General features: G+C 65.0%; 21 protein-coding genes. 12 read left to right on the top strand and 9 right to left on the bottom strand.

What is annotated here, in order from left to right:
• The first annotated feature begins 25 nt into the window (after positions 1-25).
• A complete protein-coding gene (locus AB6730_RS08320) occupies positions 26-1,171 on the top strand; it encodes a CaiB/BaiF CoA transferase family protein (RefSeq protein ID WP_371023182.1) in 1,146 nt (381 codons plus the stop codon).
• 108 nt (positions 1,172-1,279) lie between these two features.
• The gene (locus AB6730_RS08315; RefSeq protein ID WP_371023181.1) at positions 1,280-1,948 is read left to right on the top strand and encodes a response regulator; all 669 of its coding nucleotides are present in this window, start codon (positions 1,280-1,282) and stop codon (positions 1,946-1,948) included.
• On the opposite strand, the gene AB6730_RS08310 is transcribed toward AB6730_RS08315, so the two are convergent.
• Positions 1,930-2,988 (bottom strand): glycosyltransferase family 9 protein, encoded by a 1,059-nt coding sequence (locus tag AB6730_RS08310; RefSeq protein WP_371023180.1) that lies wholly within the window; start codon positions 2,986-2,988, stop codon positions 1,930-1,932. The two genes, AB6730_RS08315 and AB6730_RS08310, sit on opposite strands and share 19 nt — an antisense overlap.
• A 279-nt stretch (positions 2,989-3,267) precedes the next feature.
• On the opposite strand from AB6730_RS08310, the gene AB6730_RS08305 reads away from it, so the two are divergent.
• Both AB6730_RS08305 and fetB read left to right on the top strand, forming a co-directional pair.
• Entirely contained in the window at positions 3,268-3,879 is a 612-nt protein-coding gene (locus tag AB6730_RS08305; RefSeq protein WP_371023179.1) for an ATP-binding cassette domain-containing protein, read from the top strand.
• On the top strand, positions 3,876-4,670 hold the full coding sequence (gene fetB, locus AB6730_RS08300; protein WP_371023178.1) for an iron export ABC transporter permease subunit FetB: 795 nt from the start codon (positions 3,876-3,878) through the stop codon (positions 4,668-4,670). The genes AB6730_RS08305 and fetB overlap by 4 nt, the downstream gene beginning before the upstream one ends.
• 6 nt (positions 4,671-4,676) lie before the next feature.
• Here the strand turns inward: fetB and AB6730_RS08295 are convergent, their stop codons facing one another.
• Complete coding sequence (locus AB6730_RS08295; RefSeq protein WP_371023177.1) at positions 4,677-5,405, bottom strand: aspartate/glutamate racemase family protein; 729 nt, start codon at positions 5,403-5,405, stop codon at positions 4,677-4,679.
• A gap of 117 nt (positions 5,406-5,522) precedes the next feature.
• Here AB6730_RS08295 and AB6730_RS08290 point away from each other — a divergent pair, with 117 nt between their 5' ends.
• From AB6730_RS08290 to AB6730_RS08275, 4 genes are all read left to right on the top strand, one after another.
• Positions 5,523-6,716: an MFS transporter gene (locus tag AB6730_RS08290; protein WP_371023176.1), complete on the top strand. Its 1,194-nt coding sequence runs from the start codon at positions 5,523-5,525 to the stop codon at positions 6,714-6,716.
• Between the two features lie 55 nt (positions 6,717-6,771).
• Positions 6,772-7,137, top strand: a complete 366-nt coding sequence (locus AB6730_RS08285; protein WP_371023175.1) for an ArsR/SmtB family transcription factor — start codon at positions 6,772-6,774, stop codon at positions 7,135-7,137.
• Positions 7,134-7,667 (top strand): SRPBCC family protein, encoded by a 534-nt coding sequence (locus AB6730_RS08280; RefSeq protein WP_371023174.1) that lies wholly within the window; start codon positions 7,134-7,136, stop codon positions 7,665-7,667. Before AB6730_RS08285 ends, AB6730_RS08280 begins: the two co-directional genes overlap by 4 nt.
• Positions 7,668-7,995: 328 nt before the next feature.
• On the top strand, positions 7,996-8,964 hold the full coding sequence (locus tag AB6730_RS08275) for a LysR substrate-binding domain-containing protein (protein WP_371023173.1): 969 nt from the start codon (positions 7,996-7,998) through the stop codon (positions 8,962-8,964).
• Positions 8,965-8,987: 23 nt separating this feature from the next.
• Here AB6730_RS08275 and AB6730_RS08270 read toward each other — a convergent pair whose 3' ends face one another.
• Genes AB6730_RS08270 through AB6730_RS08260 form a run of 3 tightly spaced genes read right to left on the bottom strand, consistent with a single transcriptional unit; the run spans position 8,988 to position 13,845 of the window.
• Complete coding sequence (locus AB6730_RS08270; RefSeq protein ID WP_371023172.1) at positions 8,988-11,159, bottom strand: PQQ-dependent dehydrogenase, methanol/ethanol family; 2,172 nt, start codon at positions 11,157-11,159, stop codon at positions 8,988-8,990.
• A gap of 27 nt (positions 11,160-11,186) precedes the next feature.
• Positions 11,187-12,626, bottom strand: a complete 1,440-nt coding sequence (gene aldA / locus AB6730_RS08265) for an aldehyde dehydrogenase (RefSeq protein WP_371023171.1) — start codon at positions 12,624-12,626, stop codon at positions 11,187-11,189.
• 40 nt (positions 12,627-12,666) lie between these two features.
• Positions 12,667-13,845 (bottom strand): L-lactate dehydrogenase, encoded by a 1,179-nt coding sequence (locus AB6730_RS08260; RefSeq protein ID WP_371023170.1) that lies wholly within the window; start codon positions 13,843-13,845, stop codon positions 12,667-12,669.
• Positions 13,846-14,204: 359 nt separating this feature from the next.
• Here AB6730_RS08260 and AB6730_RS08255 point away from each other — a divergent pair, with 359 nt between their 5' ends.
• Positions 14,205-14,978: an SDR family oxidoreductase gene (locus AB6730_RS08255; RefSeq protein ID WP_371023169.1), complete on the top strand. Its 774-nt coding sequence runs from the start codon at positions 14,205-14,207 to the stop codon at positions 14,976-14,978.
• A 27-nt stretch (positions 14,979-15,005) separates the two neighbouring features.
• Positions 15,006-15,914 carry a LysR family transcriptional regulator gene (locus AB6730_RS08250; protein WP_371023168.1) on the top strand — a complete coding sequence of 303 codons (909 nt, stop codon included), beginning with the start codon at positions 15,006-15,008 and terminating at the stop codon, positions 15,912-15,914.
• Positions 15,915-15,951: 37 nt separating this feature from the next.
• On the opposite strand, the gene AB6730_RS08245 is transcribed toward AB6730_RS08250, so the two are convergent.
• Both AB6730_RS08245 and AB6730_RS08240 read right to left on the bottom strand, forming a co-directional pair.
• Complete coding sequence (locus tag AB6730_RS08245; RefSeq protein WP_371023167.1) at positions 15,952-16,668, bottom strand: type 1 glutamine amidotransferase; 717 nt, start codon at positions 16,666-16,668, stop codon at positions 15,952-15,954.
• Positions 16,643-18,541, bottom strand: coding sequence for a lipase family alpha/beta hydrolase (locus AB6730_RS08240; RefSeq protein ID WP_371023166.1), 1,899 nt, complete (start codon positions 18,539-18,541; stop codon positions 16,643-16,645). Before AB6730_RS08240 ends, AB6730_RS08245 begins: the two co-directional genes overlap by 26 nt.
• Before the next feature lie 367 nt (positions 18,542-18,908).
• Here AB6730_RS08240 and AB6730_RS08235 point away from each other — a divergent pair, with 367 nt between their 5' ends.
• Positions 18,909-19,661, top strand: coding sequence for a MipA/OmpV family protein (locus tag AB6730_RS08235; RefSeq protein WP_371023165.1), 753 nt, complete (start codon positions 18,909-18,911; stop codon positions 19,659-19,661).
• Here AB6730_RS08235 and AB6730_RS08230 read toward each other — a convergent pair.
• Together AB6730_RS08230 and AB6730_RS08225 are read right to left on the bottom strand one after the other, a co-directional pair.
• Positions 19,649-20,848, bottom strand: coding sequence for a sensor histidine kinase (locus AB6730_RS08230; protein WP_371023164.1), 1,200 nt, complete (start codon positions 20,846-20,848; stop codon positions 19,649-19,651). The two genes, AB6730_RS08235 and AB6730_RS08230, sit on opposite strands and share 13 nt — an antisense overlap.
• Positions 20,845-21,531: a response regulator gene (locus AB6730_RS08225; RefSeq protein WP_371023163.1), complete on the bottom strand. Its 687-nt coding sequence runs from the start codon at positions 21,529-21,531 to the stop codon at positions 20,845-20,847. Before AB6730_RS08225 ends, AB6730_RS08230 begins: the two co-directional genes overlap by 4 nt.
• Positions 21,532-21,626: 95 nt before the next feature.
• On the opposite strand from AB6730_RS08225, the gene AB6730_RS08220 reads away from it, so the two are divergent.
• Positions 21,627-23,117 carry an efflux transporter outer membrane subunit gene (locus tag AB6730_RS08220; RefSeq protein WP_371023162.1) on the top strand — a complete coding sequence of 497 codons (1,491 nt, stop codon included), beginning with the start codon at positions 21,627-21,629 and terminating at the stop codon, positions 23,115-23,117.
• Positions 23,118-23,144 lie beyond the last annotated feature (27 nt).

Below are 23,144 nucleotides of genomic sequence, written 5' to 3'. Positions count from 1 at the left end.
GGCAACTGTGGATACCGAGGCAAACATGGAAACGTCGACATCGTCCCCCCGCCGAGCGTCCGGCCCACTCGCCGACGTGAAGGTGCTGGACCTGAGCGCCTATATCGCAGGCCCCTACGGCTGCACACTGCTCGCCGACCAGGGCGCGGACGTCATCAAGATCGAGCCGCCCGGCGGTGACAACCTGCGCCAGTATCCGTCGACGCTGGCCGCCGAGAGCCGGGCCTTCCTCGGCGTGAACCGCAGCAAGCGCGGCATCGTGCTCGACCTGAAGAACCCGTCCGACCACGCCGCGTTGTTGCGCCTCGTGCGCGAAGCGGACGTGCTCGTGCACAATTTCAGGCCGGGCGTGCCGAAACGGCTGGCCATCGACCACGAACGGCTCAACCTGATCAATCCGCGCCTGATTTACTGCGCGGTCACCGGTTACGGTGAATCCGGCCCGATGAAGGACAAGGCCGGCTACGACCAGGTCTTGCAGACGATGACCGGGATGTGCACCTTGCAGGGCAAGCGCAACGGTCCGCCCGAAGTGATCTATGGATCGGTGGTGGACTACTACGCAGCCGCGCTGCTGGCGGCGGGCGTGTCGTCGGCACTGTATGAGCGCGAGCGCAGCGGCCTCGGCCAGTACGTCGGCATCTCGCTGTTGCGCAGCGCGCTCACCATGCAGTCCGCGCGGATGATATGGGCGGAAGGGGAGTCGTTGGACATTGGCCGCGACATGCGTTCCGGTGGCGTCACCGGCATCCATCCCACGCGCGATGGCTATATCTACATTTCCGCCAACACACCGCATTTCTGGAAGGCCTTGTGCGAGCGCACCGGCTTGCAGGCCTTGCATGACGACGAGCGCTACGACACCGTGCGCAAGCGGGCCGAGCACCACAACGAGATCGTGCCGCGATTGCACGACGCGCTCGCCGCGCACAGTGCGCTCGAATGGGAAGCCATCTTCGGCGACGCCGTGCCCAGCGCCGCCGCGCGTCGCATCGAGGACATGTTCGATCACCCGCAGGTGACCGCGGAAGGCCTCGTCGCCACGTTCGAACATCCCGTGGTGGGCCAGTATCGCGGGGTGAACCATCCCATCCATTTCGGCCGTACGCCGGCACCGGAACCTTTCGCCGCGCCGACGCTGAACCAGCACGAAGACCTGCTCGAGCGCTGAATCCACACGGCACCCGGTAGTGCCTTGGCGGTTTTTGCCGGGACCGTGTGCGTCCCGGCCCTCCAACCTGCGATCATCGGCAGCCAGGAAAAGCCCGCCGGTTCGCATGTGGAGGATGTCATAAACATTATTGTCGTCGAAGGTGATCCGGCGCTCGGCGCCGCCATGGCGCGCGTGCTCGGGCAGATGACGTACACGGTGACATGGCTGCGGTGCGGTGCGGAACTGCTGGAAGCGCTTCGACTGCGCCATGTCGACCTGGCCTTGTTCGACGTCGATATGGCACCGGACCATGGCTTGGACATCCTGCGTCAGGTCCGCCGCCTCGGCATCCGTACGCCGCTGCTGGCCATGACGGCATGCGAGGTGGTCGAAACGCGCATCGCCATCCTCGACGCGGGTGCCGACGACTGCCTGGCCAAACCCTTCGACCTGGATGAACTCACCGCACGCGTCCGCTGCCTTGCGCGCCGCGCCCGCGGTTTCGCCGACAACCTCATCGAGCTGGGGGACCTGTCGATGAACCTGTGTTCCCTGGAGGTCACCTACGCGGGAAGGCGAATCGAACTCACTCGCCGTGAGTTCTCGCTGTTGCAGATGCTGGTGGAGCGGGCAGGGCGCATCGTCCGCCGCGAGGTGATCGAGACATCGATCTACGGTTGCGACGCGGAGGTCGGCCCGAACGCGCTCGAAGTCCTCGTGCATGGCCTGCGAAGGAAGGTGGGCCCCGGTGCGATCCGTACCGTGCGCGGCTTCGGCTATATGGCGCCGCTCTGACGCAAGTGCGCGGCGACTCGCGTCGCCGCGGCAAGGGGGCAGCCTTCATCGCTGCGAAAGCCCATGTTGCGTCCGCCGAACGGCGCGTAGCGATCGGGATCGGTGGTGCCGAAGATGCCGATCGTGACGGCACGCGTCGCCGCGGCCAGGTGCATCACGCCGCAATCGGCACTCACGTAGGTGCCGGCGGCATCGATGAACGCGGCGAGCTTGCGAGGATCGCTGGTGAAGTACGTGGGGTAGGCATTGCCGATGCGCGATTGACCGTCGGCTGCCACGAGTTCGACGATGCGAAACGGACCGGCACGCCGGACGAGTTCGTCGACGAAGGTTTGCCACCACGTGCCATCGAGCCGCTTGCGGCCGGTCGCGTTCGGGAAGATCGCCAGGATGGGAGCGTCGTTGGCGGGTGATCCTTGCAGGACACGTTCCAGCGTGGCGGCGCCACGTTCGCGTTCGGCGGTCGTCAGGCGCAGGTCGAGCGCGGGTACGGGATCGAGCCTCTGCTCGCCCAGTGCCTGCCGGAGCGCATGCACCGGCCGAGCTGCGAAATGTACCGGCGCATCGCCGTCGGTTCCCTCGATACGCACTTGATAGCGCGCCTTCGCCATGCCGGCGGCGATACGTCCGGAAGATGACCCCGACGCCGCGTCGATGACGAGGTCGTAGCGCTTGCTGGAGAGCCGGCGCAAGGTGCGCGTGGTGGCGAGCGGGCGCCGCAATGCACGGCGGTCGAGAAGGAATAGTTCGCCGATCGTGGCGAAACCACCGAAGATGCTGCGGGTCGTCTCGCCGGAACCCAGCACGTCGACTTCCGCGCCCGGAAAGTGGCGTTCGATCTCGCTCATCAACGACGTGAGCAAGACCGTGTTGCCCAGGCGGTGATTCGGCCGGCAGACCAGGATGCGCTGGATGCCGATGCGTGGCAGCTGCCCGGGTCCAACGAGGTTGTCCCGCGCCGGCAAGAGGTGCCGGAGCAGCCACGCGACGGCCTTGCGCCGGAAGGCGTGGCCCCGCCCGTGCAGGGGAGTGCGCGGCATGACCGGTTCTACCCGCTTGACTGAAACGACCGTCGACATGAAGCGTCTCGTGCGTACCCGTGTGATCCGGGCGTTCCCGCTACGATGCCAAAGCCAGCTTAGATGCAGCTGTCCGTTTGATGACGGCATGCTTACAAAGCGCGTTTCCGTCCGAAGCATGAACTAAGCCTCCGGTAACAGCATGGCAACATGCCCGCGACTACCTGGCGAAGGTGGCCGTCGCACGCCATGATGTGCCCCGGGCGCGGCACCTCCATCCGCAGGAACATACGCATCGTGATGTCCCAGTCGCAATTACTTTCTGTCGAGGAACTGAACGGGTTCGGCGTCGGCCCGGTGTCCATCGCCCTTGCCGCTGGCGAACGGTTGGCGATCATGGGCGCGTCCGGTGCGGGAAAGTCGCTTCTGCTGCGCTTGCTGGCGGACCTCGACCCTGGCGAAGGCAAGGTCATCCTCGCCGGCCAGCCGCGCGAGACGATAGCGGCGCCCAGCTGGCGCCGCCGCGTGATGCTGGTACCCGCGCAGGCGGGTTGGTGGGCCCCCACCGTGGAAGCGCACTTCGAGCTTTCGATGATGGAGATGGCGGTGACGATGGCCGCGCGTCTCCTGCTTCCCCCGGACATCATGAAACGTGAGGTCCGCGTGCTTTCCACGGGTGAACGGCAACGCCTGGCCCTGGTCAGGGCGTGGGTGAGGCGGCCCGAGGTGCTCCTGCTCGACGAACCGACCAGCGGGCTCGATCCCACGGCGACCGCGGCCGTGGAAGCCTTGCTGGTCGAGTGCTGCGGGGAGGGTGTCGGTATCGTCATGGTGACGCACGACGCGATGCAGGCCCGGCGTATGGCCGACCGTACGTTCACCATGGACAAGGGAAGGCTCGGCGCGGCATGAACGTCATTTCCTTGCATCCCTACGACCTGGCGATGGCGTCGACGCTGATCCTGCTCGACGCGGTGCTCTCGCTGGTCTTCCGCCTGCGTCTGCATCGCGGGCTGCTGCTGGCGGCGTTGCGCATGGTGGTGCAGCTGGTGGCGGTGGGCTTCGTGCTTCGCTACGTGTTCGCCGTGGGCGAGACGTGGCTGACCTTGCTGGTGATCTTCGCGATGGTGCTGGTGGCCGCGCGCGAAGCGGCGGCACGGCCCGTACATCGTCTTCGACACGGTGGTTTCCTCATCAGTCTCGCCAGCGTCGCCACACCGGCCTTGCTGACGTGCCTGTTCGCGCTGCTGACCGCGATCCGGCCGCATCCATTGCTTTCACCGCAGTATGCGATCCCGTTGGCCGGCATCATCCTCGGCAACGTGCTCAACTCGGCGAGCATCGCCTTCAGCGGCGTGCTCGATGGCGTCGGCGTACAGGCATCGGCGATCGAGGCGCGGCTGATGCTCGGCGATACCTACCGCGCCGCCACGGCCGAACTGGGCCGGGACGCCATCCGCCGTAGCATGATTCCCATCGTCAACCAGATGAGTGCCGCCGGTGTCGTGACGCTGCCCGGCATCATGACCGGCCAGATCCTCGCCGGGCTCGACCCGATGGAGGCGGTGAAATACCAGATCCTGCTGATGTTCCTGCTCGCCGGCGGCAGCTGCCTCGCGTCGATGGTGGCGGTGTACCTCGCGGCGGCGCGATTGACCGATAACCGCGGGCGGCTGCGGCTGGACCGTCTCGTGACGCGTTGACGCCGCTCAGCCGAGCGCGTGGCGTGCCGCCGCCCGCGCATGGATGGCGGCGGTATCGAACAGCGGCACGCTGGCATCGTCACCTTCCACCAGCAGGGCGACCTCGGTGCAACCGAGGATGATCGCCTCGGCGCCGTCGTCCACCAGCCGCGACATCACCTGCCGGTAACGTTCGCGGGATTCCTCGCGGATGATGCCCTGGCACAGTTCGTCGTAGATGATCCGGTGCACGTCGGCGCGGTCGGCATCGTCCGGCACGACCACGTCGAACCCTCGTGCGGACAGACGGTCCCGATAGAACGCTTGCTCCATGGTGAAGCGCGTGCCGAGCAGGCCCACGCGTCGGATGGCGTGGTCGGAGAGCGCATCGGCGGTGGCGTCGGCGATATGTAGCAAGGGCAATGGGGTGGCTCGCTCGATCGCGTCCGCGACCCGGTGCATGGTGTTCGTGCACAGCACGAGGAAGTCCGCGCCGCCGGCTTCCAGCGAACGCGCCGCCGTCGCCATGGCTTCGCCGGCACCGTTCCAGTCACCGGCGTGCTGAAGGCGTTCGATCTCATGGAAATCCAGGCTATAGAGCAGGAGCCGCGCCGAATGCAGGCCGCCAAGCTCGTCCCGGATCGTTTCGTTGATGGTCCGGTAATAGGGCAGGGTGGATTCCCAGCTCATGCCGCCGATGAGGCCGATCGTTTTCAAGTCGTTGCTCCGCGCAGGCCGTGGACATCGGCTCAGCATAGACGATGGCCGGTGTGGCGCGTGCAATGAGGGACCAATTGCACAAGCGCGTATCGCCTTCCTGTCGGACACTGCGATCATGTGTTCCGTATAGCCCTTCATCGCCAGGAATCCCTCATGCCACCATCCACCGCCGAGCCGGCAAGCCTTCCCCGCGCCACCTTGTATGCGATGGCGCTGGCGGCGGGACTGGCGGTCGCCAACATCTATTACAACCAGCCGATGCTCGGCATCATGTCGAGGGATCTGCACGATGGCGCGGTGGAGCGGTGGATTCCGATGCTGACCCAGCTGGGTTATGCCGCGGGTCTCCTGTTCCTGCTGCCCCTGGGCGATGCGCTGGAACGGCGCCGGCTCATCGCCGTGCAGTTCATCGTGCTGTCGGTTGCGCTGGTGCTCGCGGCCATGGCGCCGGGGTTGGCCATGCTGGCGGTTGCTTCGGTGATCGTCGGCGCGGCGGCGACAGTGGCGCAGCAGATCGTGCCCTTCGCCACGATCCTTTCCGCGCCGGCAAAACGCGGTGCGGCGGTCGGCACCGTGATGAGCGGCCTGCTCACCGGCATCTTGCTCAGTCGTACGATCGCCGGCTTCGTCTCCAGCGTGGCGGGATGGCGGGCGATGTTCTGGCTGGCCGTTCCCGTGGCCTTGATCGGCGCGGTGCTGATGGCGACGCGTCTGCCCGAGCATCGGCCCGCGCGCCGCGTGCCCTATCGCGAATTGCTGGGCTCCCTGGTGGGCCTGTGGCGCGCCGAACCGCTGCTGCGCCGCGCGGCGCTCACCCAGGCCGTGATCTTCGCCTCGTTCTCGGCGTTCTGGACCGTCCTTGCGCTGCGTCTTGAACAACCGCCCCTGCATCTCGGTGCGGCGACCGCGGGTCTGTTCGGCATCGTCGGCGCCGTGGGTGTCGCGATGGCACCGGTGGCGGGCCGCATCGCGGACCGGCGTGGTCCGTGGCTGGTCATCGCGATGGGTGCGGCGGCGACCGTGGTCGCCTGGGCCGTCTTCGCGTTGTGGACGAGTCTTGCCGGACTCATCGTCGGCGTGATCCTGCTCGACTTCGGCGTGCAGATCGCCCTGGTCTCGCACCAGCACCTCATCTACGGCCTGCATCCGGAGTTCAAGAGTCGCCTCAATACGCTTTTCATGACGACGATGTTCCTCGGTGGTGCGGCGGGCTCCTTCGTCGCCGCGGAGGCGTGGCGGCGGGCAGGGTGGTTGGGCGTATGCGTTCTCGGTGGTGGCCTCGCCGTCGTCGCGCTCGTTTCGCGGATGCTGCACCGGCCGGCACCGCACCCCGTGCACGACGCCTGAAAATAATTCAACCAAGTGGTTGACTAAAAGAGGGCTCGCGCGTACATTCAACCCCATGGTTGAATTAACTGCCCCGCACCTGGACCCGATCTTCCACGCCCTCGGCGACCGCACGCGGCGACACATGCTGCGTGAGCTCGCCGATGGCGAGCGGACGGTGGGCCAGCTTGCCGAACCGTTCGAGATGTCGCTCGCGGCCGCCTCCAAGCACATCAAGGTGCTGGAAAACGCGGGCCTGATCCGTCGCGAGGTACGCGGACGTGTCCATATCTGCCGACTCGATCCTGGCCCGCTCGCCAGCGTGAGCGAGTGGCTGGCCTTCTACGAGCGCTTCTGGACCGACCGTCTGGGTGTGCTCGACCGGCTCCTGCGTCAAGCCGATGCCCACGAGCCCCCGCCCTCCAAAGGAGACAAGTCATGACCGCCCTGGCCATCCCCGATACCTACGGCACGCTGATCGAACCCACCACGTTGAAGATCCAACGCGTCCTGCCAGGACCGATAGAGCGAGTCTGGGCCTACCTGACCGAGGGCCACCTGCGCCGCCAGTGGTTGGCGAGCGGCGACATGGAAATGAAGGAGGGATCGACCTTCGAGTTCGTCTGGCGCAATGACGAATTGACGAATCCGCCCGGACAGCGTCCCCCCGGATTTTCCGACGAGCATCGCATGGAAGGTTCCATCACGGAGGTCGATCCGCCACGCAAGTTGGCGATCACGTGGGGAAACACCGGCGGCGTCAGCTTCGAACTGGAGTCCAGCGGTGACCAGGTCCTGCTGACGCTGATCCACAGGCGTGTGCTCGACCGCACGATGCGACTGAACGTCAGCGCGGGCTGGCATATGCACCTCGACGTGCTGGCGGCGCGCATGGAAGGAACGCAGACCGGGCCCTTCTGGGATGGGTGGTTACGGTTGAAGGAAGAGTATGACGGGAGACTTCCTGCCTGAGGGATGCGTGGCGGGCGGGGGGGCGGACACCACACCCGGGTGGGAAGCGGGCTGGCCCGCGATTCCTCGATCTTCTTGCCGGCGAAGGAGGCTTTGCGGTGATCGGGCGAGGCTTGTCGCCGCTCGCTCGGATGCGATGCACGGCCTCATTCGCTCGACAGAGGGTGGCGAATCGCGGGCCAGCCCGCTTCCCACCCGGGAGCGGCGGTGCAACCGGAGCGACGAGGGTGCAACCGGAGCGATGAGGGTGGTGGCCGGCGGCTCTGCCTTTCGCGCTTCCCGGAAATGCGCGAAGAACCTAAAGTAAGCCTCTTTACAGGGGATAAGGATGAATTTCCATCGCCATCCTTCGCACGACGGGCTCGATCACCGCTTGCATTCGCTGGAACACGATGTGCGCCTGCCGTCGACGGCGCACTTGCGTGCACTTGAGGCAGCCGCGCGGCTGGGTTCGTTCGAGCGGGCGAGTCGTGAACTGTCGATCACGCCCAGCGCGGTGGCCAAACGCGTCGCGGGACTCGAATCCCTGCTTGGCGTGAAGATGCTCTCGCGCACGGGGCGGGGAGTGGAACCGACGGCGATCGGACGGGAATACCTCGAGCAGGTCAATGTGGCTCTTGGCCTGCTTACCCGTTCGGCGTACCACCGTCGTGACTCCACGTCGCGACGGCGGCTGCGCGTCGCGACGCCACCGACGTTCGGCCGCGATCTGCTCGTGCCGCACCTGCATACTTTTGGCGAACGGTATCCGGATATCGAACTGGAACTGATGCCGTCGATTCCCTACCTGGATATCACCGCGCCAGGCTGGGACGTGGAGGTACGCTTCGGCGATGGCCGCTTCGAGGGCGTGGACAGCGAGGGCCTCACCGACGAGACCGTGTTTCCCGTTGCCAGTCCTGCCTACCTCGCCCAGGTACGCTTCGATTCACCGGCGGACATGATCCGCCGCGCCATCCTGTTGCGTTGCCCGCTCGAACCGTGGGAACCGTGGATGCGCGCCGCACGTTCGGAAACCGGTCATGGCGACACTGTCGAGCCGACCGATGGGCACCGGCTCATGGACCTGGGCATGTTGCTGGAGGCGGCGCTGAACGGCCATGGCGTGGCCCTCGCACGGCGCAGCCTCGTGCGCCGTCACCTGCAAAGCGGAAAGTTGATCAAGCTGTTCGCGATCGAGGCCCGCCCGCCCTACACCTACCATCTGTGCTGGCACCGCGTCGCTGAGCCGGACGAGGCACGCACCGCCTTCATCGCGTGGCTTCGACAGCTCTGCGTCGAAGCCACGCGCCCCTGACAGGCAGTTCATCGCCCGATCGATCAAGGTTGCTGCGCCGCGCGGGGTTCCTTCGCCGGCGAATCCTTCAGGTCGTGCGCGCGCTTGATCAGGTATTGGTGAACTTCTTCCACCTGCTGCATCGTGAGCGCTTCGGCGAACGAGGGCATGCCGTCCGGGATGCGCGCACCGTAGACGATGGCGGCGAAGCGGGCGTGGTTGTCCTTCGACAGCAGGCGGAGGTCGGGCAGCACGCCACCGGACACGGCGTTGATGCCGTGGCACTGCGAGCAATTGGCACCGAACAGTTTCCGGCCTTCCTCCACTTGTTCCGCCGTACCGGTGAACGGCGGCGGGTCGAGCTTGTGGTCGGCGTACTTGTACTTGAACGGTGGCAGCTTAGCGGTACCGCCGAGCTTGTAGGTGAGTACCTGTGAGTTTGGCAACACACCGGCGTTGAGCGAAATGCCGCCTTCGAACGTCGAGAACGCGCCGCCCCAGCCAGCCATGAAGGTCACGTACTGCTCGCCGTCCACGGTATAGGAGATCGGCGCGGCCATGACGCCCGTGTTGGCCGGCGCTTCCCAGAGCTTCTTGCCCTTGTCGGCGGAGTAGGCCACGACGCGTCCGTCGGCCGTGCCTTCGAATACGAGGTTGCCCGCGGTGGAGAGGACGCCGCCGTTGAAGATCGTCTTGTATGGGACTTCCCATACTTTCTTCTGCGTCTTCGGGTCCCACGCCATGAGCTTGCCGCTCCAGGTGCTGGCCAGTTCGCGCAGTTCCTTCTCGGCCTCGGGCACCATGCCTGCGTCCGCGCCGAGCTGATAGGCGCTCTTGAACTTGCGGCGTGGCGGTTCCTTGGCCAGATCCTGGTAGTAGGCCGACATGATGTGCGTCGGGATGTAGACCAGGCCGGTATCCGGGCTGTACGACATCGGTTGCCAATCGTGGGCACCCCAGAACGCAGGCTGCACCAGGTGCGGTTTGTGTTCGGGATCTTTCCAGTACTCCGCCTCGGGTTTCACCTTCGGACGGCCGGTCTTCATGTCGACGCCGCTGGACCAGCTCAGCGGAATGATGTTCTTCGCCGAGAGCAGTTTGCCGTCGGTGCGGTCGATGACGTAGAAGAAGCCGTTCTTCGGTGCCTGCATCAGCACCTTGCGCGGCTTCCCACCGATCTTCACGTCGGCCAGAATCATGTGCGCGGTGGCCGTGAAGTCCCAGGCATCTCCCGGCGTGGTCTGGTAATGCCACGCGTATTCGCCGGTGTCGACATGGATCGCGACGATCGACGAGAGGAACAGGTTGTCACCCTTGCCCTCGCTTCGGAACTTCGGGTTCCACGACGACGCGTTGCCGACGCCGATGTAGAGCAACTTCAGTTCCGGGTCGTAGGACATCGAATCCCACACCGTGCCGCCGCCGCCCTGCGCGACGAACGCGCGACCGCTCCAGGTGGGCCGGGCGATTTCCATCGCCTTGTTCTCGGCCGGCTTGTCCGGGTCGCCCGGCACCGTCCAGAAGCGCCAGTCCTGCTTGCCGGTTTCGGCGTCATACGCGGTGATGTAGCCGCGCGTTCCATATTCGGCGCCGCCGTTGCCGATGATCACCTTGCCCTCGACGACGCGCGGCGCGCCGGTGATGGAGATGCTCCGGCTCGTGTCGTAGCGCGTGTCCACCGACCAGACCTTCGTGCCGGTCTTCGCGTCGATGGCTTCGAGGCGGCCGTCGAGCACGCCGACGTAGACCTTGCCGTTCCATACGGCCACGCCGCGGTTGACGGCGTCGCAGCACGCTTCGCCGGCGCGCGAGCGATCCGACTTCGGATCGTACTTCCACTTCAGCTGGCCAGTCTTCGCATCCAGTGCATAGACGATAGAGAAAGGGCCCGTCGTATACATCACGCTATCGACGACGATGGGCGTGGCTTCGACGCCACGGTCGATCTCGATCTTGTAAGTCCAGGCCAACCCCAACTTGCCGACGTTCTTGTCGTTGATCTCCTTCAATGGGCTATAGCGCTGCTCGTCATAGGTGCGTCCCGTGGTCATCCAGTTGCCGGGCTCCTTGTCGGCGTTGACGATGCGCGCGCCGTCGACGGCGGCAGGCCCCTTTGCTGCCTCCTGGGCGAATACCGGCCCCCCCGCTGCGATGACGAGGGCGAATGCCGTCGTCATCGTGAGGAACCGGGCTGGCTTTCCGCTTGCTGGTTTCATGGTGTCTCCCCTCATCATGTCGCGCGATCAGTCGTGCTGGATGTAGACGACCTGCGTCTCGGTGTATTCGTAAAGGCCGTGCTTGCCGTCGGCACCGCCGATTCCCGACTTGCGGCGGCCTGCATGGAAGCCCTGCATGGCTTCGAAGTTCTCGCGGTTCACGTATGTCTCGCCGAATTCGAGGTCACGCACGCCACGCAGGGCGCTGTTGAGGTCGCGCGTGTACAGCGACGAGGTGAGCCCGTATTCGGAATCGTTGGCATACGCCACGGCCTGTTCCAGACCATCGACCAGCACGACCGGAAGCACGGGCCCGAAGGTTTCCTTGCGGATGATTTCCTGGTCGTTGTCCTTGGCGATCAGCACGGTCGGTTCGTAGTGGTAGCCATGGCCGAGGTCGGCCACCTTGCCGCCGGTAATCACTTCGTTGCCCGCGCTCACGGCGCGTTCCACCGCGCCACGCACCTTGTCTAGGCCGGCCTGGTTGATCAGCGGCCCCATTCCAACGGAGGCGTCCGCACCCGGATCGCCGAAAGTCGTGGCGGCCATGCGCTGGCTCAGCTTCCCGATGAACGCATCGGCGACCTTGCGATCCACGTAGACGCGCTCGGCGCAATTGCACACCTGCCCGGTGTTGATCACGCGCGAATCGGTGATGGCCTTGGCGGCGAGATCGAGGTCGGCGTCCGCGAGCACGATGGCCGGTGCCTTGCCGCCCAGTTCGAGGTTGACGCGGGTGAGGTGCCTGCCTGCCGTCTGCATGATGCGGCTGCCGGTCTCGACGCTGCCCGTGAAGCTGATCAGGCCGACGCCAGGGTTGTCCGTCAGCGCCGCACCGGCGTGGGCACCCGTGCCGCCAATGAGGTTGAACACGCCCTCCGGCAGGTCGGTCTCGGCCACCAGCCTGGCGAACTCGAACGCGTTGAGCGGGGTTTCCTCGCTGGGCTTGATCACCACGGTGTTGCCGGTGACCAGGGCGGGCGCCATCTTGCGGGCGATCAGGAAGAACGGGAAATTCCACGGCAGGATGCCGGCGACGACACCGATCGGTTTGCGCAGCAGGAAGATGCTTTCACCCGAGCGGTCGCTGGTCAGTACCTCGCCCTCGAGGCGGCGCGCCCATTCGGCCATGTAGTCGATGTAGTCGGCGGTGAAGTCGACCTCGACGGCGGCGAGGCCTTGGGTCTTGCCCTGTTCGGCGACGATGAGCGCGGCCAGCCGCTCGCGGTGCTGGCGGACCTTCGCGGAGATCGCGCGCAACGCGTTCGCACGCTGGATCGCAGGCAGGCGGCCCCACGCCGGCTGCGCCTTGCGCGCGGCATCCACCGCGGCGGAGACAGTGGACATCGAGGCATCCGGCACATGGCCTAGCACGGCCTGCGTCGCGGGATTGCTGACCTCGACCCGGCCATCGGCCGGGTCGCTGACGAAACGTCCGCCGATGTAGTTCTGGTAGATGTCGCTCATGTCGTTTCCTTGGATACGCGCGCCTTTCGGCGCGGGGTGTTCAAACCGTCTTGCGAAGCGGGGACCATGGTTCGCCGCTTTCGTCGAGGAGGATGGAGTGGTCGAGGCCGCGTGCCGACGTCTGCCCGGTCAACGCCATGCTGACGTCCAGTTCGCGTCGCAGGATCTCGATCACCCGGGTGACGCCTTCCTGGCCCATGGCGCCCAGTCCATACAGGAAGGCCTTGCCGATGAGGCCGGCGCGGGCACCCATGGCCAGCGCCTTGAGCAGCGATTGTCCCGTCTGGATGCCTCCATCGAACAGGATCTCGATGTCGTTGCCGACGGCATCGACCACGCGGGGGAGGGCGATGGCGGACGCGAGGGCGCCGTCCAACTGGCGGCCACCGTGGTTCGATACGACGATGGCATCCACGCCCGCGGCAACCGCCGCACGCGCGTCCGATGCCTCCATGATGCCTTTCAGGATCAACTTGCCGGGCCACAGGTCGCGAATCCAGGCAATGTCGTCCCAGGTCAGCCGCGGGTCGAACTGGTTGCCGATCCATTGCGCCAGCGTGGTCAGGCCGTCGGCACCGTCGATCTGGCCAGCCAGGTTACCGAACGAGCGGCTCGGCGCGGCGAGTACGCCACTGACCCAGCGTGGCTTGCCGAGGATGTCGACGAGGTTCTTCAGGGTGAGTTTCGGCGGTACCGTCATCCCGTTCTTGATCTCGCGATGGCGTTGACCCTGGATCTGCAGGTCGGCGGTGACCATCAAGGCCGAGCAGCCTGCCTCGCGTGCGCGGGTGATCAGCGATCTCGTGAAGCCCCGGTCGCGCATCACGTAGATCTGGAACCAGAAGGGGTCCTTCACCGCCGCGGCGACCTGTTCCACCGAACAGATGGACATCGTGCTCAGGCAGAACGGGATCCCGGTGGCGGCCGCCGCCCGGGCGGCGAGGATCTCGCCCGAGCCATGGGTAAGACCCGTGAGGCCCGTCGGTGCGATCGCCAGCGGCATCGACACGGGTTGGCCGACGATGTCCGTCGTGAGGTCACGCTGGTCGACGTCGATCATCACACGCTGACGCAGGCGGATACGTTCGAACACGGCGCGGTTGTCACGCAGGGTCACTTCATCGTAGGAACCGCGGTCGTCGTAGTCGAAGAAGGCACGCGGCACGCGCTTACGGGCTAACTCCCGAAGGTCGGCGACACAGGTGATCGGAGGGGACATGCGGAACCATCGATGCGGAAATCGAACCGGATGCTAGACAGGCATACGCAAGGGCTGAACGAAAAAAATTCGTGCCGGCCGGGAATATGCCTCGCTTCCCGATGCTGCGTCGCCGCAGAGTGATGGCTTGTTCTAAAAAAATCACTGGTGCGAATGGAGAATGCACCGCAACATCGGCGTTCGTCGGGCCTATCCACTATTTTGCGTTGGTCGTCACTATCTCGTGGGAAAGCACCGCGCCCTTCATCAGCATCGGATTGGATGGTTTTCCTGGATGATTCATCCAGCCGTGTATTGTTTATCGGCGGGATGGAGAGGCCTAAGCTCGGACCTCCATCGGCTCATGAAGGAGATCTCCCGTGGCAGACCATTCCATCAAAGGCAAGGTCGTTCTCATCGCTGGGGGCGCCAAGAACCTCGGCGGCCTGATCGCACGCGACCTGGCCGGACAAGGCGCCAAGGCCGTCGCGATCCACTACAACAGCGCGGCTTCCAAGGCCGACGCCGATGCGACCGTCAAGGCGATACAGGCCAGCGGCGCGCAGGCCGTGGCCTTGCAGGGTGACCTGACATCGGCCGCCGCCGTCGAAAAGCTCTTCACCGATGCCATCGCCGCGGTCGGCAGGCCGGACATCGCCATCAATACCGTGGGCAAGGTGCTGAAGAAGCCGTTCTCCGAGATCAGCGAGTCCGAGTACGACGAGATGACGGCGGTCAATTCCAAGACCGCCTTCTTCTTCCTCAAGGAAGCGGGCAAGCACGTCAACGACAACGGCAAGGTCTGCACGCTGGTAACCTCGCTGCTGGGCGCGTTCACGCCGTTCTATGCCGCCTATGCCGGAACCAAGGCGCCCGTGGAGCATTACACCCGTGCGGCTTCCAAGGAGTTCGGTGCGCGTGGTATCTCGGTGACCGCGGTCGGCCCTGGTCCGATGGACACGCCGTTCTTCTATCCCGCCGAAGGCGCGGATGCGGTGGCGTATCACAAGACCGCCGCGGCACTTTCCCCGTTCAGCAAGACGGGCCTCACGGACATCGAGGATGTGGTTCCCTTCATTCGCCATCTGGTCAGCGACGGGTGGTGGATCACCGGCCAGACCATTCTCATCAATGGTGGCTATACCACCAAGTGAGGCAAGGACCCCGACGGGCCGCGACGCATGGACAGATTCGATCAGTACCGCGTGTTCGCCCAGGTGGCGGAAATGGGCAGCTTCATCAAGGCGGCGCATGCCCTCGATGTGCCGCGGGCGTCGGTGTCCGCCGCCATCCAGCAGCTGGAGGCCCAGTTGGGCGTGCGCTTGCTGCATCGGACGACGCGGCAGGTACGGCTGACGGCCGACGGGGAACAGTTACTGGATCGCGTACGGCCGTTGCTGGCCGAGGTCGAAGACATCGACCAACTGTTCCAGGCCAGCCGGCGACAGGTGTCGGGACGACTCGTCATCGATGCACCGAGTCGCATCGCCCATCGCCTGATTGCTCCGGCAATGCCTGGATTGCTGCGACGCCATCCCCGCCTTCAATTGGTCCTGGGCTCCACCGACCGTGTCATCGACCTCGTGCAGGAAGGAGTGGACTGCGCGGTGCGCATCGGCGTACCGCACGACAGCAGCCTCGTCATTCGTCCGCTGGGTCACGTCGCCTTGGTCAACTGCGCGAGCCCGGCATACCTGCGTGAACATGGCGAACCGACCCGGCCTGACGAGCTGCAGGACGGACATTCGGCTGTAGGTTATGCGTCGCCGAAGACGGGCAGGGCGTTGCCGTGGGAGTACCTTTCCGACGACGGTAACGAACAGCTGCTCGACGTATCCAGCAGGGTCGTCGTGAACAATGCCGAAAACTATATCGCCTGCTGCCTCGCTGGCCTTGGACTCATCCAGGTTCCACGCTTCGACGTCCAGCACCTGTTGGATTCGGGCGAGCTGGTGGAGGTGATGCAAGCCTATCGTGCGGCTCCGATGCCGGTGTCGTTGTTGTATCCGCATCGACGGCAGCGTTCGCGTCGGCTGGCGGTGTTTCAGAAGTGGTTTGAAGGGTTGATGCAGCCGCACCTGGATGGGTGAGCAGGACGTTCCGGCGCAGACGCCGTCGGCTCTCGAGCTATGCCCGGTAATCGGCGACAAGCCGATCCAGGAAGCCGTACAACGCCTCGTTCATCCTCGCGTAGTCATTCGATCGAAGCGCGTCGGGCTGCTGGACGAAGCGGTGGTTCGTGAGCGTGGAAAGTTCCGCCTCGGATGCGGCAATGAGGAGTTCGACGACGTCGGGGGTGAATTCCATGTGGCACTGGAAGCCGTAGACGAGCGGGCCGTACTCCACGATTTGACGCGGGCAGCCGGCGCTGAAGGCGATTATCGTCGCATCGGCCGTTAGTCCCGGCATGTCGTTGTGCCAATGGCCGACGTCGAGACCTTCGCCGAAATGCGCGAATTTTGGATGTCCCTTGCCTGCGACGGTAAGGGTGATCGGAAACACGCCGATCTCCTTTTCGGGACTGTGCTCGAAGGGTGCACCGAGGGCTTCCCCGATGAGTTGCGAACCAAGGCAGACCCCGACCACCGACCGACCGGCCCGCACGCACTCCGCGATCAATGCGCACTCGGCACGAGCGTCGAAGTGCAGACACTCTTCCTTGGTCGTCGTGGGACTCTGCGGACCGCCCATGACAATGAGCAGGTCGATGGATTCCGCCGAGCGTGGAAGAGGTTCGTCCAGATAGACGCGTGAGTAGGTGATGTCATGGCCACGCGCCATCGCCCAGGTTTCATAGGCGCCGGGTGCCTCGAAGGCTTCATGGACGACGAAGTGAACTCTCATGAGTGTTCCCATGGTGGTCTGGTGGATAAGGCGCAGGTATGGGCTCCCCAGTATGCGCCAGGTGCGAATCAGTGTCGTCTACATCGCTGTCGGCACGTGTTCTGAGGATGCGGCGGACTTCCAGGATCGCGGCGGCTGTTTCCTGGACGCTATGGCCCGACGGAATGACCCGCTCCGAAAGGGCGCCATCCAGATGGGCACTGGCATAGGGCACGACACCGTCGCTGGATTCGGAAAGAGGGCCTTTGGAAGAAAGCCGCCCCACGATCGTGTGGTACGGCACACGTGGCGATATGGCGAGCGTGGCGGTGGCACGGATGAAAGGATCGGTATCGCGCAGGTTATCCAGGCTCGTGGGCAAGCGCCCCGGAGTGTCGGAGATGATGGGCGTGAGATCCTTGAAGTCCTCGCGCAATCGTGCCGGGACACTGACCAGCCCGTGCACGATACGGGCCATGAACGAGTGGGCGTACGGAGTACCGCGGTGGGGTGCCGCGATGAAGATGGCTTCGGAGACTTCCGGCATCGGCTCGAAATGCAGGAAGGGGTCGAGCTGCCGGTGTGCTCGTTCACTCATGTCGGGGGCGATGGATGCTCCGCCGACCAGCGTGTTCCATAGCGCATCACCGCCGCTGGACGACACCATGAGCCGCGCGATCACGCCTCCCATGCTGTGGCCGACGAGGACCATGCCGTGTGCCGACGGCGACGCACGTGCGGGATCATAATGATCGAGGGTGGTGGTGATGGCCTCGCGCAATGCCATGTGGTTGTAGGGCAGCGGCGCGTTGGTCGGGTAATAAGCCAGCCATATCTGGTAATGGGCGCGTATGCGCTCATCGCCCATGAGTTCGTTGGCCATGTTGACCCAGGCCTCGGGGCTGCTCGCCAAGCCGTGCAACAGGACGATGACCCGTCGATGCGGATCGTAAGGCTGGAGCAGGTAGATATGCGGCCGGTCCAGTTCATCGCCCCAGCCGAACAGCGTGCGCAGCGATTGGGTCGAGAAGCCGGCTTGCGCCAGCCACACTCCGTAAGCGGCGCTGAAATTTCCCGCCAGCGGCACGTCCTGTGCGCCGACGTGCGCCCGACGAGTGACGTATGGATCGTAAGCCTCCAGGCGTACCCGGCGCGTGCTTAGAATCTCCGATAGCGTGGTGCCGTCGAAGCGTAGAAGGACGCTCACGTTGGAAGCCGGCATCTCACTGAACGTGGCGGGCAGGGTCGAGCCCGGCATGACCGCGACCATCTCCGATCCGAAGCCGTCCCGTCGGTAGACGCTGCGTAACCCGTCGAAGCGTAACGACGAGGCGCTGAGGATGGCCTCGGGAGTCGCCGTGCTTCCGTCTTGCGCCAGGGTGCTTGTGTCGAGACTCAGCGACCAGCCTGCCGGCCCGGGAATCGTGTTGTCGAGGGAGCCTGCCGGCGATGGGTGGTACCGCTTGAAGAGGCCGGCCACGGCCTGCTCGACGGCATAGTTGTAATAGTCACGGACCTGGGTCTGGCGCTCCTCGAAAGCGCGCTGTCCCGGCGTCCTGGACGTATAGAAAAGGTAGGCATAGGCATATCGCGCCGTGTCCAGCCAGGCGGCGATGGAACCATCCCTGCCGGCGCCCAACGGGCCGCGGGATGTCCGCAACGCCGCGGAGACCGACAGTTCCGAGGCCGTCGCGAGCCGGCGTTCGTCGTCGAGCCCATCGCTGTGGAGCACCGTATCCAGGCAGGTGGTCGCGAGGCGGCGGCAATCCTCCGGCGACAGGCCGAGCACGCGCAGGCTTTCGTTCGATGCGGCGCCCAACTCCCCGGTGGTGAGGATGTCGCCGCGTTTCGCGTCCACATACGCGTCGGTCTTGAGCGATTGGAGCTTCACCATCGCGCATCCCTGTAGCGACGTGACGCAGATCGCAAGGAAAAGCAGGACGCTTCTTGACGTTACCGGACCGCGGAAGGGGAGGCCGCTATGCATGGGAAGGGTCTTCAGTGAAAGGGCAGCCGGTGAAGCGTCATGGTGCGGCGGCCGCCTCAAGCTTTCATTTAGACCCATTCAAGATTTCATCGAGACGACCGGCCCGTGTCATCTCCATCAAATCTTGAAGAAGCGTGGATGCCGCCTTGAGATGGCCGCTCTAACGTCCGCACCCGTCCCACCACTCCAATCCCCTTCCCATAGCCAGGTCCCCATGCAACGACATCTCCGTTCCCGTTCCGCTCGCGCCGCTGGCGTCGCTTGCCTCTTCGCGATGGCCTCGACCGCCCGCGCCGACGAGTCACCGACTGCTCCTGACGCCGGAGCCTTGCAAGCGTCCTTCGGTGTCGCCGCCATCACCGCCCCCCGCTATGCGGGCTCGGACAAGACCTTTGTCCAGGCCTTGCCGTTGATCTCGGTCCAGAAGGGTCCCTGGTTCATCGATTCGCTGCGTGGCGTGGGTGCCCAATACCAAAGCGAAAGCGGTTTTTCGGCCAGCGAGGCCTTTCACTATGACTTCGGCCGTGTGGACCGGGACAGCAGCTTGCGTCCGGGGTCGCGCACCCTCAAGGGGATGGGCGACGTGACGGGATCGGTCGTTAGCCGCACGACCGTCGCCCAACGATTCAATTCGATCCTGTCGGCCAGTGTGGAAGCCGAATACTCGCTCAAGGATGGAACGCATCGCGGCCGATACCGTGCGGGTGTCGAACTGGGGCTCGTGCAAAAAGAGACGGACATCGTCACCGTCAACGTGGACCTGCATGCCGGAAACGCCGCGTTCAATCGCGCGTACTTCGGCGTGACGCCGGCGCAGAGTGCGAGAAGCGGCTTTGCCGCTTACAAGGCGGCCTCCGGACTCTACGCGTACTCAGCGAGCGCCACGTGGATGCATGTCTATAGCCCGCATTGGTCCAGCAGCATCGTGTTACGCGGCACGCATTACATGGACGAGGCGGGCGACAGCCCCATCGTCAAGCGTCACACCGCCCTGGGGACGGCGCTGGCAGTGAATTACTCGCTCTGATTCGCGGGCGGCAGGGTCATGCTCACGGTCAGGCCGCCGCCTTCGCGATTATGAATCGCCATCGTGCCGCCGTGCGCTTCGACGATCACGTTCGCGATCGCCAGGCCCAGACCGCTACCCCCGGAATGACGACCCCGCGAATGCTCCGCCCGCCAGAACCGGTCGAACACGCGCGGTAGGTCGTCGGGAGCGATGCCGGGCCCGCGATCCCGCACGTCGATCGTGAGCGCGTCCTCATCAGCACGCAGGCGGAGCATCAGCTCCTTTCCAGCGGCGGCGTAACGAAGCGCGTTCTCGATCAAGATGGAAACGACTTGCCCGATGCGGTCCCGGTCGCCGCGCCACATGACCGCCGGGGCCGCATCCAACGTCGCCGACATGCCGGCCTCCTCCAGGGCGAGCGATGACCAGGTCAACCGCTCGGCCATGAGCTCGGCGACGTCGAAAGGCTCTTGCACCAGGTGAAGTTCGCCTGCCCGGGCCATCGACAGGAAGTGGAGATCGGAGATCAGGCGGTTGAGCTGGGCGAGTTGCCGATAGATGAGGGTGAGTTGCGTGGCTTCCGGCGCGAATACCCCATCGAGGATGCCCTGGACGCGTCCCATCGCGGCATTCAACGGCGTGCGCAATTCGTGCGCGAGGATGGCGCTGGACTCGAGTACCTCCCGCTCGTAGCGGGAAAGTTTTTCGCACATCGCATTGAAATCTTCCGCCAATCGGTTCAACTCCAGGGGCGCACCCGGGACCAGCTCGGCACGCGCCGAGAAGTCACCGCCCGTGACCCGACGCGCCGTGGCAGCGACGATCGAGAACTGACGCGACAGGGGACGCGAAGCGACGAAGCCCAGGGCGATGATGAGCGGAATCGAGGCGAGCACCAGGCCGTAGAAGATCAGCCAATCCGTACCGAGGAGGCCGGGCACGAGATCCTGGACCTTGTAGTACTCGCGCAAGTATCCCCACAACGCCTGGTCGTTTTCCTCCGGTGCCTTACTCAATTGCGCGATTTTCGCCAGCGTTTCCGGGGGGATTCTCCGCTCGATGGCATACGCCGCCAGGGCGAAGCGCAGCCACATCAATAGCGCGATGAGGAGCACGACGCCGACGGCGAGCAGGCTCATGCGCACGGCGACCCAGCGCCACAGGGAGCGAGGGCGCCCCGAACGCCGTTGTGGCTCGTGCGTCATCGGTACCGGTATCCGACCGACCGTACCGTTACCAGGACGCCGCGTACGTCCACCGCGTCCAGCTTTCGGCGCAGGTTGTGCACGTGGGTATCGACCACCCGCTCCAGTGCGTCGCTGTCGGGCAGGCAGGCCTCCAACAACTCGACGCGGGTGAAGGCCTTGAATGGCGTCTTGACCAGGAGGGCGAGAATGCCGAATTCGGTGGGAGTGAGGTCCAGCGTCACCTTGCCACGCGCCGGGTGGTTCACGACGGCCGTCACGGCCTGCATATCCACGACCAAGGGACCATCGCTGAAGGTGGTGCTCGACGACGAGGGCGGAACGGCACGTCGTAGCACGGCATGCACGCGAGCCACGACTTCCCTCGGGCTGTACGGCTTGACGATGTAGTCGTCCGCGCCGTACCGCAGCGCTCCGATCTTGTCCGGTTCGTCGCCAAGAGCGGTGAGCATGAGGACGGGCGTCTGGCTGGTACGTCGGATCGCGCTGAGCACGTCCGTGCCACTCACCTCGGGCAGCATGATGTCCAGCAGCACGATGTCCGGCTTCCATTGGGCGTGGGCATCGATGCCCTTTCGACCATCCGAAGCGATATGGACGTCGAAGCCGTCCTTTTCGAGGTAGGCCTGGAGGATGCTTGCGCTATCGGCATCATCCTCTACGACGAGCACGCGTCGGCGCATGGAAGGCTCCCTTGATCATATCTTGAAGAAAGGCCGATGAAGCCTTCAGAAAGCTCGACAACAATGCGCGCAGCTTATCATTCAAGGGCTATCCCGTGCGCCGCTGCCAACCTGTCGACCGCCTGTTCTGGCCCCATTCGGTTCCCCTGGTTCTCGTGGCGCTGGCTTGTGCCTGCCTCTCGGCCTGCTCCCTGGCACCCACCTACGAGCGGCCCGCCGCGGCCATCCCGCCGACCTTCGACGCGTATCGTGCGCCAGCGGGCCCCAGCGCCGGAGAGGTGCCGCCGGACACCATGCTCACGCCTGACGAAGCACGGTTCATCGCCTCGTTTTCGCCCGATGGAGAGGGCGCACGCATTGTCGCCATCGCCTTGGCCAGCAACCCCGACATGCGCAAGATCGCCACCGAGGTGGCACAGGCCCGTGCGCAAGCGGCATCGGCGCGTTCGTCGCTTTTTCCCCAGTTGGGGGCCGTCGCCCAACGCGACCGCGTGCACCTGGATAACCCCGCCGCCCAGTCGCTGTTGGGTCGTGATTTCACCTCGGCAACGCTCGACCTGCATGACGAACTGGACTTCTTCGGGCGATTGAACTCGCTCTCGGAAGCAGCCGCGCATGAGTACCTGGGCAGCCAGGCAGGGCAGGTCGAAGCTCGCGGCGCATTGATAGCCGAGGTGCTCGGCGCCTATGTCAACGAGCGGGCTGCCGCGGAGATCGACGCCAAGCTTCGATACGCCGATCAGGCGGCCGATGCGCTCCTGGCCAATGCGGAAAAGCAGCGGTCCGTCGGCACGTTCTCGGTTGACGATTTGCAGGCTCGACGCGACCAGGCGATGAAGGTCCACCTCGCGCGCATGGATGCCGATCGCAAGCAGGCCGAGGCGCTGCGTTATCTGCAATCGCTCGGTGGCTATCGCCTGGAGTCGCCGGCGTCCGATCTGTCCTCGCTGGGACGGGCCGACTCGGCGGCCGAGCGTTTGGCTTCGTTACCTTCGGACGTGCTCTTGTCGCGGCCGGATGTCGTCCGCGCGGAAGAGCGTCTGCGCGCGGCCAATGCGAACATCGGTGCGGCACGCGCGGCGTTCTTCCCGTCGATTCAGTTGTCCTCGTCCGTGGGACACGTTTCTTCCGACCTGGACCACCTGTTCAGTGCGAACACCGGGGGATGGACCTTCCTTCCCCAACTGAACCTGCCTTTGTTCGACGGCGGCGCGCGCCGTGCGGACCTGGATCTCGCCAAGGCGCGAAAAAATTCCGCGGTCGCCGATTATGAGTTGACGGTGCAACACGCTTTCCGTGAGGTGGCCGATGCGCTGGACGAACGGGAATCGGCCACCGCACGTATGAGCCGGATGCAGCCGATGTGCCGCGCGGATGCCGAGCGCCTGGAGAAAGCGCTTGCCCGACACGCGGAAGGTCTCGAAGACCCCTCGGGATTGCTAGCCCGCAGCATCGATGCCGCACAGGTCCAGATGGATTGCCTCTCGGCGCAACGCGATCAAGCGCTGAGCAGGCTGGCCGTCTTCCGTGCTTTTTACGGCGTCGTCCTGCCTTCGCCTCCTTCTTCGGACCCCGCGCGCGGGTAGGCCGCGTTCCGCCCTTCGCCCGCTTTC

It is taken from the genome of Luteibacter sp. RCC_6_2 (assembly GCF_041360655.1).
In the GTDB taxonomy this organism is placed as follows: Bacteria; Pseudomonadota; Gammaproteobacteria; order Xanthomonadales; family Rhodanobacteraceae; genus Luteibacter.
The sequence above is the reverse complement of the archived record's forward strand: the minus strand, read 5'-3'. Positions and strand labels throughout refer to the sequence as shown.